Source organism: Luteimonas mephitis DSM 12574 (genome assembly GCF_000422305.1).
Classification (GTDB): Bacteria; Pseudomonadota; Gammaproteobacteria; order Xanthomonadales; family Xanthomonadaceae; genus Luteimonas; species Luteimonas mephitis.
On the sequence record NZ_AULN01000014.1, the window covers coordinates 426202 to 441186 of the forward strand.

At 59.4% G+C, this 14985-nt stretch carries 12 protein-coding genes and 1 pseudogene; all 13 read right to left on the reverse strand.

What is annotated here, in order from left to right:
* Positions 1 to 3: 3 nt before the first annotated feature.
* Positions 4 to 282, reverse strand: coding sequence for a hypothetical protein (locus tag H570_RS0106740; RefSeq protein ID WP_027080079.1), 279 nt, complete (start codon positions 280 to 282; stop codon positions 4 to 6).
* A 387-nt stretch (positions 283 to 669) separates the two neighbouring features.
* A complete protein-coding gene (locus tag H570_RS0106745; protein WP_017354992.1) occupies positions 670 to 1392 on the reverse strand; it encodes a hypothetical protein in 723 nt (240 codons plus the stop codon).
* A 69-nt stretch (positions 1393 to 1461) separates the two neighbouring features.
* On the reverse strand, positions 1462 to 2187 hold the full coding sequence (locus tag H570_RS16685) for a response regulator transcription factor (RefSeq protein WP_051176182.1): 726 nt from the start codon (positions 2185 to 2187) through the stop codon (positions 1462 to 1464).
* A 1-nt stretch (position 2188) separates the two neighbouring features.
* Entirely contained in the window at positions 2189 to 4648 is a 2460-nt protein-coding gene (locus tag H570_RS0106755) for a heavy metal translocating P-type ATPase (RefSeq protein ID WP_027080080.1), read from the reverse strand.
* A gap of 78 nt (positions 4649 to 4726) precedes the next feature.
* A complete protein-coding gene (locus H570_RS0106760) occupies positions 4727 to 7963 on the reverse strand; it encodes an efflux RND transporter permease subunit (protein ID WP_027080081.1) in 3237 nt (1078 codons plus the stop codon).
* Positions 7964 to 7978: 15 nt separating this feature from the next.
* Complete coding sequence (locus H570_RS18520) at positions 7979 to 9232, reverse strand: efflux RND transporter periplasmic adaptor subunit (protein ID WP_062171269.1); 1254 nt, start codon at positions 9230 to 9232, stop codon at positions 7979 to 7981.
* Positions 9229 to 10482: a TolC family protein gene (locus H570_RS0106775; protein WP_027080083.1), complete on the reverse strand. Its 1254-nt coding sequence runs from the start codon at positions 10480 to 10482 to the stop codon at positions 9229 to 9231. Before H570_RS0106775 ends, H570_RS18520 begins: the two co-directional genes overlap by 4 nt.
* A gap of 56 nt (positions 10483 to 10538) precedes the next feature.
* Positions 10539 to 10850: a hypothetical protein gene (locus H570_RS0106780; protein ID WP_126941536.1), complete on the reverse strand. Its 312-nt coding sequence runs from the start codon at positions 10848 to 10850 to the stop codon at positions 10539 to 10541.
* A gap of 141 nt (positions 10851 to 10991) precedes the next feature.
* On the reverse strand, positions 10992 to 11363 hold the full coding sequence (locus tag H570_RS0106785) for a diacylglycerol kinase (protein ID WP_027080084.1): 372 nt from the start codon (positions 11361 to 11363) through the stop codon (positions 10992 to 10994).
* 71 nt (positions 11364 to 11434) lie between these two features.
* On the reverse strand, positions 11435 to 13150 hold the full coding sequence (locus H570_RS0106790) for a phosphoethanolamine transferase (RefSeq protein WP_051176183.1): 1716 nt from the start codon (positions 13148 to 13150) through the stop codon (positions 11435 to 11437).
* Between the two features lie 158 nt (positions 13151 to 13308).
* Positions 13309 to 13542, reverse strand: a pseudogene (locus H570_RS19590) (dolichyl-phosphate-mannose--protein mannosyltransferase); the annotation flags it as partial.
* A gap of 164 nt (positions 13543 to 13706) precedes the next feature.
* Complete coding sequence (locus H570_RS18855; RefSeq protein WP_062167471.1) at positions 13707 to 14027, reverse strand: hypothetical protein; 321 nt, start codon at positions 14025 to 14027, stop codon at positions 13707 to 13709.
* 308 nt (positions 14028 to 14335) lie between these two features.
* Entirely contained in the window at positions 14336 to 14953 is a 618-nt protein-coding gene (locus H570_RS0106795) for a cation efflux transmembrane domain-containing protein (RefSeq protein ID WP_014159605.1), read from the reverse strand.
* Positions 14954 to 14985: the final 32 nt, after the last annotated feature.

Consider the following 14985-nt stretch of genomic DNA (forward strand, 5'->3'; position numbering starts at 1 on the left):
CGATCACATTTTCTTCAAGGGCGCCGCTGTGGGCTGTGGTGGCACCGGACCCGGGTCGTTGAAGCACAGCATGACCTGATCGATGTCAAATTGATCGGCCAGCACGCGGGCGATCACCGCATGCACCAGGTCCAGGTCGACCGAGGGCGCAGCGACGGTGATGGTGGCCGCGATCGCACGACCGCGCTCTTTGGCGGGGACTAGGCGCAGGTCATCCACCGCTTTCACGCCGGGGTCGGTAAACATCGCCGTACGCACTTGTTCCAGCTCGGCTTCATTCATGTTGGCGGTGACTCCAGGGAATGTGATTGTCAGGCGGGATAGGTCTGAATCTTGCAATCAAAAAACACCGGCCTTGCCAGCAAGGTTGGTAGGCGGGGGACAGGCTCCGGCCGATGACGACTGTCGCCAGCGACCGCTGCAACCCTGAGCGCGCATCTTTGAGGCTCCGGTGGGCTTCGGGCGCATTGAAACCAGAAGTCGCCACCACGGACCTACCTCGGGGTATTGCTTCCGGCCGGTAGAAGACCTCCACAAACGTGATCTCGATGCGCCACCTCTCACAGAGCGAGACTGACGACGGGTGGTCCCATCCGCCCTTGCGTCATATTTGTCGCGCTCGCAGTTGTCAAGAATTAGCCTCCATGATTTGGATTGGTTGATCGGATCCTATTTCCTGCGAGGCTTGGACCGAAGCCCCGGTGGTCTGCGTTGCTTAATAGGTTGCTTCAATCTCCACCGGCTCCATTCACTAGTAGATCCTTCAGCTATGAAGGTGACCAGAACCCACTTCAGTAAGGGAGAGAACCCCACCTCAGCATCACGAAGCAGGTTGGCCCAATACCTTCCGACTAGGAAGGAGAATAGACTCATGGCAGTGACAGACGATGCGAACCACGGCCAACTGATGTCACTGACGTTCGCTTGGATGCCTTTCTTGTACATGTAAACTGCAAACACCAGAGCAGCGCACTGCATCGAGATCACAACCGCGGTCGGCGTCGCCCGGGCTCTGTGGAGGGCGGCGGCGAAGAGAGTCTCCGCAAACGAGAAGCCGATCAGCAATAGAGCTGCACTCAGCATCGCTGGACCGAACTCCGCAATTCCGGCGAGTGACAGCACGATTGGAAGGAATGCAAAGGGGAGTGGCTCCAAGCAGAGGGTTGGATAGAATTTCACGAACAGTGGCCATCTCTTTACCGCGACCAGAATGATGTCTTGCATCATCGCAACTACCAATGCAGCAGCCGCACTCGTTAGCGCAATCGACACCGGTATCCAAAACATCATCTCTTCTGATGCCGGCGCGAAGGGCACCATGGCCGCTGCGCCCCAAATCGCTGCGGCCAAGAACGCGCCAATTGGGAGTGCGGCTGGCTTCCACATGGTCATACTCTGATCAGAATACGTGGCCAAATAGTCAGGCGCTCAAGGTCTGCACTGACGGCTCTGCAGCCATGTCTACGCCTCACCGTCATAGGGCCTCCCTTCCCCGGGGGGGGGCATAGGCCTTGATGGCGGTATCAGTCGATACCCAACCCGCGGCAGCGTCTGGATCATCTTTTCCTCAAACGGACCATCAATGCTTCGCCGCAGGCTGGACATCTGTGATCGCAGAAGATCCCCGTCGGGCAGGTCGTCACCCCAGAGAGTGTGCTCAAGCTGCCGCCTGGTCACAGCGGCAGGACTTGCCCGCATCAGCGCTTCAAGGAGCTTCCTGCAAGCTGGGTACAGATGCAGTCGTTTTCCAGCCCGTGTGGCCTCCAACGTACTCAGGTCCAACGTGAGCTCTCCGATCAGCAGCCGCCTCCTTGTTACGCGTCCCTCCGTACGGGAAACCAACGCCTCTAGGCGAACTTCGAGCTCCGGGAGCTCAAAAGGCTTGGTCACATAGTCATCTGCACCGGAGCGGAAAGCGATGATTTTGTCCGAGAGCGCAACCTTTGCAGCCAACATCACAACAGGAACTGAAACACCGTGATTCAACCGCAGCCTTCTCAGAACCTCCGGGCCTTCCATGCGAGGAAGCATCCAATCAAGAATGACTGCGTCGTAACCATTGGACGCCGCAAAGTGAAGGCCGGCGATGCCGTCCCCGATGGTATCAAGCTGATGCCCTCGGGCCTCGAAGTAGGCCAGAATCTTCAAAGCGACTTCTCGATCGCGCTCAATCACTAGAATTCGCATGTCACGACTGACGGAAGCCAAGGAGCCTCAGCGCATTGAATACAACCAACAAGGTTGAACCTTCATGCACTGCCACAGCCGGTCCAATGCCAAGACCTAGGATGGTCGCAGGAACCAACAACGCTACGACGCCCAGGCTCACATACACGTTCTGACGGATCACCCGTTTCGTGCGTCGACTAAGCGCTACAGAGAATGCAACCTGTCTCAAATCCTCAGACATAAGCGCGACGTCGGCAGTCTCCAGCGCTACGTCCGAAGAGGCGGCACCCATTGCAATTCCGACGCTGGCACTAGCCATTGCGGGTGCGTCATTCACACCGTCGCCGACCATTGCCACTCGCTCCGTCTCCTTCAACTGACGTATTGCCTTCACCTTGTCGTCAGGCATGAGATTTCCCCATGCCTCGTTTAGACCCACGTCCGTTGCCACGGCTTGAGCTACAGTCTGGTGGTCGCCAGAGATCATGATCATTCGTTGGATGCCCAAGCGCCTTAGCTTGTCCAGGGCTTCACGCGCCTCTGGCCGGGGCGTATCCATAAGGCCGATGACACCTAGGTCGCGATCACCTAGGCGAACGGCCATCGTGGTTCTGCCGGCGTTACGGAGCTCCTCAATGGCAGACTCCGCACCCGCGGATAGAGCGCCAATGCCGTCGTTACCGAACATTTCTGCCTTTCCTATCCACACGTCAATGCCGTTCACCTTCGCCTGAACGCCTCTTCCAGCGAAGTTAGCGAGGTCTGTCGCTACCATGACCGGTCCATCGCCCAGGCGAGTATTACCATCTCGAACGATAGCTGCGGCCAAAGGGTGGTCACTTAAAGCCTCGACGGCGACGGCAACGTGAAGCAGTTCCTGCTCTGTCGTTCCCTGCATCACTTTGATGTCGGTAATTCGCGGCTTGCCTTCAGTGAGCGTTCCAGTCTTGTCGAACGCGATGGCACGGACCATGCCCAGCTCCTCCAGTGGTGCGCCACCCTTGATGAGTACGCCACCTCGCGCAGCTCGCGCAATTCCCGCTAGAACCGCGCTTGGAGTCGCGATTGCCAGTGCGCAAGGGCTTGCCGCTACAAGTACCGCCATCGCTCGATAGAAGCTGTCGCGGAATGGCTCATCGATCACGATCCATGAGAAAAGTAACAGCACGGCCAAGATCAGAACAGCGGGAACGAATACCCTCTCAAACTTGTCTGTGAAGCGCTGCGTTGGCGATTTCCTGGTTTCGGCTTCGCTCACCATCTTGACGACGCGGGCCAGTGCCGATTCGCCTGATCGACGCGTGACTTCAACCTCCAGGGCGCCGGAGCCATTGATAGTGCCGGCGAAAACACGTGACTCCATTACCACCGAATCAGGTCGATCCCGTGCTAGAGCAGCGTCATTGACTGCCAGCTTATCAACCGGGATGCTTTCCCCGGTGACAGGGGCTTGGTCAACGCTGCTAGCCCCTTTGATAACGAATCCGTCCGCCGGCATCCGGTCATTGGGACGTACGACCACCACATCTCCAGGTATCAACGATTCAACCTGGACTTCCACGACCTGCCCATTCCTCAGCACCCTGGCAGTTTCTGGGGCAAGCTTGGCGAGAGCTTCTATCGCACGTTTAGCCCGGCCCATCGCGTAGTGTTCAAGGGCGTGACCGAGACTGAAGAGGAACAGAAGCAAGGCGCCTTCGGCCCATGCGCCGAGCGCGGCTGCGCCTGCCGCTGCAACCAGCATCAGCGTATCGATCTCAAAGCGCTTCAGCTTGATGTTCCCGATCGCCTCGCCAAGCGTGAACCAGCCGCCAAAGACGTAGGCTGCTACGTAAAACGCTGTGGGGATCCAGGGCGTTTGGGTCAACCCAAGCTTTTCAATCGCAAATCCCACGATCAGGAGCAGGCCGCAAGCAAGTGAGAAGATCAGCTCACTATTGCCACCTAGCGTGCCCCCGTGGGAATGACCGGGGTCCTGTCGGTCCTTGTGATCGTGTCCTTCGTGCTGATCCTTCAAATCTCCCCTCGGACTCGGTGGCTCTTGCGCTACACCCAGCGCCTCAAGCTTCGCTCTCAGCTCCGCCTCGCCTGTCTTGGCTCTCTCGTACTCGATGCTTATGCCACCAGCTGGGCTGGTGGTGGCTTCAATGACGCCTGGTACGGCCTGCACTTGCGCCGCAATTGTCCTTGCCTTTCGTGCGTGAACGGCCGAACCAAGCTCCAAGAAAAGGTGGCCATACCGATCACCCAACTCAATGCCCACGGATGCCGCCACCTCTCGCACTCGCTGAAGCGAGACGATCTCGGGGTCGTAATGAATGCAGAGCGTTCCGAGAGCTTCGTCGCTACCCTCGCGAATGTGCACGCGCGATACTCCCTCCATGTCCTGAAGACCAGCGACCAGCCTCTGGACGCAGCTGTCGTCCCGAGAGACACCTGGGAGTATTACTGGCAGTTCGAGTTCTGTGGTCAGGTTCATTTGTTCCCTCCAACGTCATAAAAATGGAACGGGAAGTCCGGCAGGCAGATGCTCTGCCGGGCCCAAACACTCCATCATTCAGTGGACAGTTTCCGGTTGCCCTTTCGGGCCTGCCTTGGCCAAGCGTCCCGCAAATGTCGGCAGCACAAGAAGTGTTAGCACTGTTGCGGTCAACAGGCCGCCAATGACCACCGTGGCGAGAGGCTTCTGCACCTCAGCACCAGATCCACTCGCAATAGCCATTGGAATGAAGCCAACGATCGCCACCAGCGCGGTGGTCACCACCGCGCGAATTCGGCTGCCGGCACCGTTCATTGCAGCGATCAATGGACTGTCACCTGCATCAAGCCTCTCTCTGATGGCTTGCATGAGCACCAATCCATTCAGGGTCGCAACACCCGATACCGCGATGAATCCGACGGCGGCAGATACCGAGAACGGCATACCACGCACCAGCAACGCGAGAATTCCGCCAACCAGGGCCAGTGGGACGCAGGTGAACACCAGGCCCGCCTCCTTTGCGCTGCCCAATGCCATGAACAGCAGGCTGCCGATCAATAGGAAGACAATCGGAACAACTGTCATGAGTCGCTTTTCAGCCCGCTGCAAGTTCTCGAACTGACCTCCCCACGTCATGTGGGCGCCCGGCGGAAGCTGTACGTCCTTCACCGCCGCCTGGGCCTCTCCAACAAACCCGCCCAAGTCACGACCGCGAACATTTGCCTGCACCACCACACGACGGCTTCCATTGTTTCGACTGATCTGGTTCGGCCCCTCGCTGATCTCAATGCGTGCGACAGAGGAGAGCGGCACGATGCCCCCAGTTGGAGTTGCAATCGGCAGTGACGCGAGCTGATCGGGGTCATTGCGTGCATCGTCGCCGAGGCGCACAACAACATCGAACCGGCGGTCGCCCTCGAAGATCTTGCCTGCCGCAGCGCCGCCAATACCGGTTGAAAGCGCGTCGCTCACGTCCGCTGCCGTGAGGCCATACTGCGCAGCTGCAAGATGATCGATTGCCACATTGAGCGTGGGCAGGCCGGAAATCTGTTCAACACGGACATCCGCTGAGCCCTGGACATTCCTCAGCTTCAGCGCGACCTGATCGGCAACAGCTTGCAGTTGCTCGAAGTTGTCGCCGTAGATCATGACGGCCAGGTCCGTACGCACGCCTGAGATCAGCTCATTGAAGCGCAGCTCGATGGGCTGGCTGAATTCAAAGCTGTTGCCTATCTGCGAGGCGGCGATCTTCTCAAACCTTGCAATCAGATCCTCCTTGCTCAGGGAAGAGTCTGGCCACTCCTTTCTCGGTTTAAGTACGATCACACTGTCGGAGATGTTGGTCGGCATGGGGTCGATAGCTGCTTCTGCAGTACCGGTCCGCGAGAAGACCGTCACAACCTCTGGTTCAGCAGCAATGGCCTTCTCCAGCGCCAATTGCATAGCCAACGATTGCTCAAGCGACGTCGATGGCACACGCAACGCTTGCATAGCGAGATTTCCCTCATCAAGCGTTGGCATGAACTCTCGACCCAGCATCGTAAAGCCGACCACGCCCATCGCGAGCATCAAAATGGCGCCAGCGAACACTGCCTTGGGCCTACGAATCGCCGCTTGGATCGCCGGTTCAATACGGCCGCGCAGGACGCGGATGATGGCAGTCTCATGTTCTTCGTCTTGGTCGCTCTCGTGCCCCTCCTTGTTCGCGTGGAGCTTGGGCTCCCTGACCAACAGGGCAGCCATCGCCGGTACAAAGGTGAACGAGAAGATAAACGCGCCAACGAGGGCGAGCATGAAGGTGGCGGCCATCGGTTGGAACGTCTTGCCCTCCACACCTTCCAGCGTAAGGATCGGTGCGAACACCAACAGGATGATCACCTGGCCGAAGGCTGCAGGGCGCGCCATTTTCCTCGCCGAGTCGGCGGCCACACGCAGTCGCTCCATGGCATTGAGGGGTCGGCCGAGTTCCGCACGCCGCTTGCCAAGCATCAGCAGGGTGGACTCGATCACAATTACCGCGCCATCCACAAGGATGCCGAAGTCCAGCGCACCCAAACTCATGAGGTTGCCGCTGATGCCGAACTTGTTCATGCCGATAACAGCGAACAGGAACGACAGCGGAATGACCAATGCGGTGATGGCTGCCGCACGCAGGTTGCCCAGGAGCAGGAACAGCACAACTACGACCAGCAGGGCACCTTCGGTCAGGTTCTTGGCGACAGTCTTGACAGTGGAGTTAACCAGCACACTACGGTCCAGCACTGGCTCTGCGAAGATATCGGCGGGCAGAGATTCATTGACCTGTGCCAGGCGCTCAGCTGCAGCTTGAGCGACGGTGCGGCTGTTGCCGCCGGCGATCATCAGTGCCGTGCCCAGTACCGCCTCATGACCATTTCGGCTAGCTGCACCAAGCCGTGGGGCGCGCCCCATACCGACCTCGGCAACATCGGCCACCCGGATGACCACACCGTCCTTGGTGGCCACCGGCGACTGAGCCAAGTCGTCGGTCGTCAGGGCAAGGCCGTCTGCCCTAACGACCAGGCCTTCGCCCGCACGCTGGACGAAACCCGCGCCAGCCTGGACGTTGGAGCGTTCCAGTGCTTGGACCAGATCGGCCAGACCCAAGTTGTATGCCGCCAGTCGAGCGCTGTCGGGGTAGATGCCGTATTCCTTGACGTACCCACCCACCGTATCAACACCGGCCAGGCCGGGGCTGGAGCGCATCTGTGGTGCGATGATCCAGTCCTGGACAGTACGCAGGTACGTTGCGCGCTCCTGGGCGGTTCCAAGACGATCGCCCTCTGGTGTCAGGTAGACCTCACCCTCTTGCCAGCCAGCCTGGCCGGGCTTGGCCAGCTTCTTGGGGTCGAATGGCTTGAAGTCCACCGTCCACATGAGAACCTCGCCCAGCCCGGTTGTAACCGGGGAGAGCATGGGGGACACGCCCTCGGGCAGATCTCCGGCAGCCTCCCGCATCCGCTCTGCCACCTGCTGGCGGGCGAAATAGATGTCGGTCTGATCAGTGAAGATCGCGGTGACCTGAGAGAAGCCATTGCGTGATAGGGAGCGAGTGGTGTTCAGACCTGGGATGCCGGCCAAGGCCGTCTCCAGAGGATAGGTGACCTGGCGTTCAATCTGCTCCGGAGTAAGGGCAGGTGCGATGGTATTGATCTGAACCTGGCGGTTGGTGATATCTGGTACAGCATCGACTGGCAGCTTGCTCAGTTGGAACAAGCCAAAGCAGGCAATCGAAGCAGCCAGAAACACCACGAGCCAACGGAACTTGACCGCTGCTTCAATGATGATCTTGAACATGGTGTATGAGTTCCCTTAGTGGCCGTGCTCGGCTTCGCCCTTGGCCAGTTCGGCTTTGAGCAGGAAGGCATTGGCGCCTACGAGGCGCTCACTACCTGTCAGGCCGTTAAGGATTTCGATTCGATTACCTGCACGACGACCAGCGAGTACCGGCGTAGCCTGGAAACCACCCTGGACGGCAACGAAGACAACACTTCTGCCATCAACGCTTTGGACCGCATCCGCCGGCACACTCATACCTTCAGCGGCACTATCGGCGATGATGACGGCCGAAACGGGGGAGCCGGCCGGTGGCAACTTCTCCGAAATTGGTTTGGCGCGAATGGTCGCGGTGCCTCCCTGCTGCATCACATTCGCAGCGGCGGCAATCACCTCAGCTTCGAAGCTTCCGCCCGGGCCAGTCACTTCCAGCTTCATTCCGGGCACCGCGAGAGTGGCCAGTGCTGGCGGTGCAGTGAATACGAGTTCATTCATGTCCGGATTGGAAACCTCCGCAACAAGCGTTCCAGCTGAGACGACACCACCGGGCGTCACTTGGACGTTGCCAACCACGCCAGCGACAGGACTGGAGATTGTCACCCGGCCGGAACTGTCCGGAGATCCACTGGCCGCTACCTGTGCACGTGCAGCACTAGCGGCGGCATCAGCGGCCAAAGAGCGCGCGCGCGAGGCCTCCAGCTCCTGGCGAGCCACTACGCCCTGCTCGACAAGAGACTTGTCGCGGCCGTAGGCCAGGCGAATGGCTTCGGCCTCCGCCGCAGCGGCAGTGGCGGCGGCTTTGAAGGTCGCAGCTTCTCCACTGACAATGATCACCAGGGGCTGGTTGCTCTTGACGGCTGTACCCGGCGCAACAAGCACGCGCTCAACGCGGCCGGTGACCGTTGAGGCGATGGCAGCACGCCCCCCGATGGCCGGCTCGACGCGACCTGCAAGGCGGGTCGATGCGCCACCGCCGCGGCCGACAGCCACCACGCCGATGCCAGATGCCTTGATCTGGTCAGGCGTCAGCTTGACTACACCTTCCTCGGACTCCTCTTCGCCATGTTCGCCATCACCATCACCTTCACTGTGCGCCTCGGCGGAGCCCGGCTTTGCGTCAGCTGCGTGATCGTCGTGACCATCATCCTTTCCAGCCGGCTTTTCTGCCTCCGTACCGGTGGATTTGGCATCCTCCTGCGCTCCGCCACTGCATGAGGTCAGCGCGCCGGTCATCATCAAGGTAGCCAGCAGCGTCGCTCCGATGAGCGTCTTGTTTCCGTACTTGTTCATTTTGCCTCCACAAACGGTGCGCGCCCTTCAAGGCGGGCGAGGTCGATTTCTGCTGCCACCCGGCTAAGACGGGCATCCACAGCACTGCCACGCGCAGCGATCAGGGTTGATCGCGTGCTGCGCAGCTCCAATTGCGATATACGACCTGCCTCAAATCCGATGCGGGCCAGCCGATAGGCTTCATCTGCGGCCTGTACGCTTTCATCCGCTGCTCGTGCGCGGCTGTTGGATGCCTTGAGACTCGCTACCGCTCCCAAACGGGCCGCCTCACTGTCACGCCTCTGAGCCTCCAGAACCGCTTCGGCAGCACGTTGTTCCGCATAGGCCGCCTGGATCGCACCGCGGTTACGATCGAATAGGGGGATCGAAAGGCTGATGCCCACGTTGTAAGCTTGGTCGCCCGCTTGGCGGAAGCGCGTCTGAGCCACGGATGCACTCAGTTGTGGCAACGCACGCTTGCGCTCAACATCGATAAGGCGGCCGGAGGCGTCCGCTTCGGCTTGGGCGATACGAACGGCAAGCGGGGCGGCCTCATTGTCAATTGGGTGAGAGGGCACTCGGTCAAGCAGGCTTTCGCCGATGTCGGTCAGCGGGCTGTCCACTAAGGACACCCCGGCTAGGCGAGCAAGCGCCGCATCCCGGTAGGCCTCGGCCTCATCTAGGCTGGCCTTTGCATTGGCGACCTCGCTCCGTGCCTGCACACCGCGCAGGTTGGGCTCACGTCCCTCGCTGACCATCGCAGCTACCGCCTTGGCGTCCTGTTCAATCAAGGCCAATGCCTCGCTGGCCAACTCATATCGGCGCAGCGCAGCCTCTGCTTCGGCGTATGTCGCAGCCAGGCGACCCGCTGCGTCACTGCGCATCAGATCACCCCGCAAGCCTGCAGCCCCAGCCTCCGCACGCGCGGCGCGCACTCGGGCCCCTCGTTGACCCCAAATCTCCAGCGGCTGGGAGAGGGTGACAATGCTGTCAGCGTTTAAGAAACCTTTGTAGGGACCAGTGCCGTAGGCGTTCTCCGCTTCGATGGAGACCGTCGGATTGGGCAGTGCCCGAGCCTGTTGTACCCGCGCCTCGGCTGCCTCAGCCAGCGCGACGCCTTGGACCGTCGCAGGCATCTGGTTCAAGCGAGAAAGCAACGATTCGTAAGATGGTGCAGTTTGAGCAGCTACATGCCCGGTTGGCACCAACGCCAGCAGAACAGCGACAGCCAACCCGGTCGCTGAAAGCGACCGACCCGTCAAAATCGACATAAAAACTCCCGTAAATTATCTGAGCGAACTACCCGCAAATGCGGGGCAGAGCCAGATCAGATACGGGGGGGGCGCATGGGTCCGTCGAGTCGGAGGGCGTAGACGTCCCCGTGCTCGGTACTGTGCAGCGAAATCCGGCCATCGGCGAACAGATCGTCGTGACCGGCAGCTGGGAGGCTTGCCGTTGAATGGTGGCAATGCCCATGGCCACAGGCATCGGCACTGGACGAATCCTTGCTCTTGCTCGACTCGGAGTCTGAATCACTTTGCAAGGCGTGCACATCGCCCACGCTGACCGTCGCTTCTTGCGCGCACGCCAATGCCTCGGCCACAGGCACGACCACGAACGCCGCCAAAAGCAGCAGCATCAGGTATATACGAATAGCAGGCAGAGAGCGACGCATTGGGAAAGGTTAGCAACCTCTTTTGGACGGATACAATTACATAAAAACACTACGGTGGCTGTGCTTGAACGCACCCTAGCCCCGTTCAGGTCGGGACCCAGGGAATCAACCCACAAGGATAACGGCCCATGTGAGGGCGACATTGCAAAGAGCCACGAACACCGCAGCCGACCCCATGTCCTTCGCACGACCAGCCAGCTCATGGATTTCTGGGCCATACCGTTCGATCACTGCCTCGATAGCGGAGTTCAGCAGCTCGAATGCCAAAACGAACAGTACGCTCCCCATGAGAAGCACTCGCTCTACCCCTGAGTTGCCGAAAAAGATAGCTGTAGGTAATGCCACTGCGGCCATAACAACTTCCAATCGAAACGACGATTCATGCAGCCAAGCTGATCTCAGCCCCTGGAGAGACCAGCGAAGCGCCTCAAAGACGCGCGCAATGCTCCGCGGACGATGACCGTACATATCTGCCACTTCGATGTTTCCTTCTTTTGGGCCCAAGAGACGCTCACGGGTCTTCCAACAGCGATACTCGCCGTGGTCGGCTATAGGCTGTGACCGGCGTTGCTGGTACAGCCTGAGAACAGATTTAGGCTCTCGTCTAGCACCGTCGTCCTAACCTGCATCAGGCCAAGCACAGAATGGAAGAGGTTGTCGTGGCTGGACGGCTGCTTTGATCGGTCCCGGACACATTGAAGGTCCAGGTTGTTGCTGCTCTTCATACCATCAGACATCCACATCACCATCGGCACCTTGATCTGAGTATCAGGGGCGATAGCGTAGGGGAGCCCGTGAAGATAGACGTTCGCCTCCCCTAATGACTCGCCGTGGTCGGAGACATAGATCAGCCCGGTATCGTGACTCTTGTCCTGTTCAAGCATGCGAATTGTCTTTGCAAGGAAGTCATCTGTCGCAAGGACCGCGTTGTCATACGCATTGACGATTTCACCGCGTGTGCACTTGCCCAAGTCTGCGTTTCGGCAGTCGGGAGTAAATTTCGTCAGATCTTCCGGGTATCGCTTGAAGTAGCTGGGTCCGTGGTTCCCCAGCTGATGTAGAACGACAACGACATCACCAGGGTTGTCCTCGATCGAGTCATGCAGACCTTGCAGCATAATCTCGTCACGGCATGCTTGGTCGCCGCACAGAACATCCTTGACCGGCACGCGATAGGATTCAAATGCCAGATCAGAGCAGACGCCCTTGCATCCAGTCTGGTTGTCACGCCATAGGGTCCTGACCCCGGCACGCTCCAAAACATGCAGAAGCGACTCCGAACCTTTGATCTTGTCTCGATCGTAGTCTCGCCTCCCGTACGCAGAGAACATACAGGGCACCGACACTTCGGTGTTTGACCCGCAGGCGGTCACGTCTGAGAAATTGACGACGTCCAACGCTGCCAACTGTGGCGTTGTCTGTCTGCCGTATCCATTCAAACCCCAGTTCTGCGCACGAACCGTCTCACCTACAACGATGACCAAGAAGTGGGGCTTCGCGCCTGGCGGATGAGGCGTCATCATGGCATCGGGGCCAACCACTTGGATCGGACCGCGCTCCGCACGGGTGTCTTCTCGCACAACCTTCGCAATGGAAGCGATGTAGTTTCCAGGGTTTGCAAGGTATCTGACTTGCTTGTGATTGCGTATGAGTGATGAGAGGTCGTCGAATGACGCAATTGCCGCGCCAACGATTACAACAACCGCCATGCCAAGTAGAAGCACTCTTGCAAGTATCGCCCGCGTCACATTGGAAGAACGTTGGAGCCTTACCATGCATACCGCGATAGCTGGCACGACGCCTTTAATTAGTACCGCAAGAAAGAAGCCCCAGGTCAGCAACTCTCCGGCTTCAGCGCCGTCGGTCTTCAGCACATTTCGTACCATGCTGGCGTCGAAGTAGACGCTGTAATTGTCTGAATAGTAGGCAGCAGTAGCGGACACGACGAGAAGCAATGCAAGAACCGGCTTCACCGTCCATCGAACGCATAGCAATCCGAGAATGAGCACATTCAAGGCAGTGAGGATCGCTCCCGTAGAGATAACAAGTAGCGCACGAGCTGCTCCGTCCGCACCACTCTTCGCAATTACTTCTGCGAAGAACGCGCTGTTGAGAAAGAACGTGAAGTACATCGCCACGATGATAATCAACGTGTTGACGCCCAGCTGCGGGCCGCAGATGGGCTTGCCAAGACGGCCCAGTGGATCTGAGCCTAGGCCCCCGCGCGAACTGCCTCGGTTGAATTCTGTTTTCACGTAATGCATTGGTGATTCCTTTTTATTGACCACCGCGCGCGCCCCTAGCGCACACGGCCGCCATTGCGCGTTCCTAGATGGAAAGCCATCCACACATATGCAACGCCTGACACCAGCGAAGGGGCCAGGACCGCGGTCCGCAGGTTTTGGGTCAGTGACAGCAGTGCAGCCGAGATCCACATGAAGAGACGCTTGTCTGGGTGCAGCTCCGCTCCCCGACGCGGGAACAGCGAGCTTCCGGTTGCCACCATTTGGGTGGCAACCAAGGCAAATCTCGGTTCGTCGACAGGCCCAAAATCGCGCACACCAAGAGATGCGCCGATGGCAAGCACGGAGGTTGCCATCAGTAGTGCCGCTCGATCGCGTGCAGTTCGGAGATTGGTAGATGTTGAGAAGGGCATTCAGGTCGCCTTCTTCAAGGCGGCGCAGTACTGGCCGGCGACTGCACGTGCAGCCACGCGTCGGCCGAGCGCACGGAGCGCCCAGCAACAAGATGTGTTCATGGAAAGACCTACACAAAGGTGATCGCAGAAGGACTGACAGGCGCGTTGCGCCTGTTATGCGATCAAAGCCTGGGAGGTCTAATCAGCGTGTCCGGGATGTGGGACGTCATGGGCTGTTCGTAGAACGTGTGCCCGCCTTCATTTCTTGCGGCTTCGGCACTGGTGAAACCGTTGGACGCCACAAAAGTGCTGCTGTGGTGGCAGTGACCGTGACCACAAGCGGCATGCGCCTTATCGGGGTGGCCATCGCCTGGCCCTGCCACTTCCTGGTGTGACTGCTCCTCAGAGAAGCAGACCGAAGCATCAACGACAGGCACGATGATCATCACTGCGAGCAGCAGTGCCAGAGCGTAGCGCTTGGCATGGATGACAATGGAAGGCACGTGTGGCTAGGACTGATACATTTGAGGCCGGAAAGATACCTTGGGTCCCGCTCATCAGCAAGCTGACGCTTATTCATCAATCTCGCGGGCTCGAGTGGCCTCTGCGAGTTAGGTGGCCAGGCAAAAGCTGGCGCGGGAAATTGACGGAATCCGGCATCCGAAGAACAGAAAGTTAACGTTTTGCCTGAGCTTCCGCACGGTCACGCAGATTGAGCTGCGACGGATTAGGTCGGGGGCCAGCTGCGCCACGTGACAGTGCCGGGTTCAAGCGCAGCCGCCAGAGTCCGAGCTCAGTCGGCCAAGCCTGGTCATGCAGCCGTCTTGCGCGCGTCGGCACCTGCCCGGCGGGCATCACCTAAAATCTCGAAGGCTTCCTTGATCACATACAGGCCGATCAGGGCGCCGATCACGAAATCCGGGTACGGGCTGGCCAGCCACCACACCAACAGACCGGCCAGGATCACCCCAACATTGGCGACCACATCGGCCCGCGTGAACAGCCACGTCGCTCGCAGATGCACTTCGCCGGACTTTAGCGGTGCCAGCATGCGCAGCACCGCCATATTGACCGCCAGCGACAGCAGGGCGGTGCCAATCATCCAGCCGCTGACCGGCTCGGCGCCGTACATCACCCGGCGGCCCACCTCAACCAACACGCCCACACCCAGCACAAGCAGCACGCTGCCGCTGACCCAAGCGGCATTGGCCTTGAAGCGCGCCGTGCGCCCGATAGCGACCAGGCCAATGGCATAGGCGGTGGCATCGGACAGCATGTCCAGAGCGTCGGCCAGCAGGCCAGTGGAATGGGCAATCCAGCCGGCGATGCCGCCGATCACGGCCATCGCCGCGTTCAACGCTAGGGCGATCCAGAGGACGCGCCGCTCCTGCGCATTCTTGGCCTCGTGGTGGCAGCCGCAATCACTCATCGGAACATCTCCAGTCGCAGGGAAGCCGGGCC

What these genes read in the sequence shown, in the direction of transcription:
- H570_RS0106740 (WP_027080079.1), bottom strand. Translation starts at nt 282, where the DNA reads ATGAATGAAGCCGAGCTGGAACAAGTGCGTACGGCGATGTTTACCGAC.
- H570_RS0106745 (WP_017354992.1), bottom strand. Translation starts at nt 1,392, where the DNA reads ATGACCATGTGGAAGCCAGCCGCACTCCCAATTGGCGCGTTCTTGGCC.
- H570_RS16685 (WP_051176182.1), bottom strand. Translation starts at nt 2,187, where the DNA reads ATGCGAATTCTAGTGATTGAGCGCGATCGAGAAGTCGCTTTGAAGATT.
- H570_RS0106755 (WP_027080080.1), bottom strand. Translation starts at nt 4,648, where the DNA reads ATGAACCTGACCACAGAACTCGAACTGCCAGTAATACTCCCAGGTGTC.
- H570_RS0106760 (WP_027080081.1), bottom strand. Translation starts at nt 7,963, where the DNA reads ATGTTCAAGATCATCATTGAAGCAGCGGTCAAGTTCCGTTGGCTCGTG.
- H570_RS18520 (WP_062171269.1), bottom strand. Translation starts at nt 9,232, where the DNA reads ATGAACAAGTACGGAAACAAGACGCTCATCGGAGCGACGCTGCTGGCT.
- H570_RS0106775 (WP_027080083.1), bottom strand. Translation starts at nt 10,482, where the DNA reads ATGTCGATTTTGACGGGTCGGTCGCTTTCAGCGACCGGGTTGGCTGTC.
- H570_RS0106780 (WP_126941536.1), bottom strand. Translation starts at nt 10,850, where the DNA reads ATGCTGCTGCTTTTGGCGGCGTTCGTGGTCGTGCCTGTGGCCGAGGCA.
- H570_RS0106790 (WP_051176183.1), bottom strand. Translation starts at nt 13,150, where the DNA reads ATGCATTACGTGAAAACAGAATTCAACCGAGGCAGTTCGCGCGGGGGC.
- H570_RS0106795 (WP_014159605.1), bottom strand. Translation starts at nt 14,953, where the DNA reads ATGAGTGATTGCGGCTGCCACCACGAGGCCAAGAATGCGCAGGAGCGG.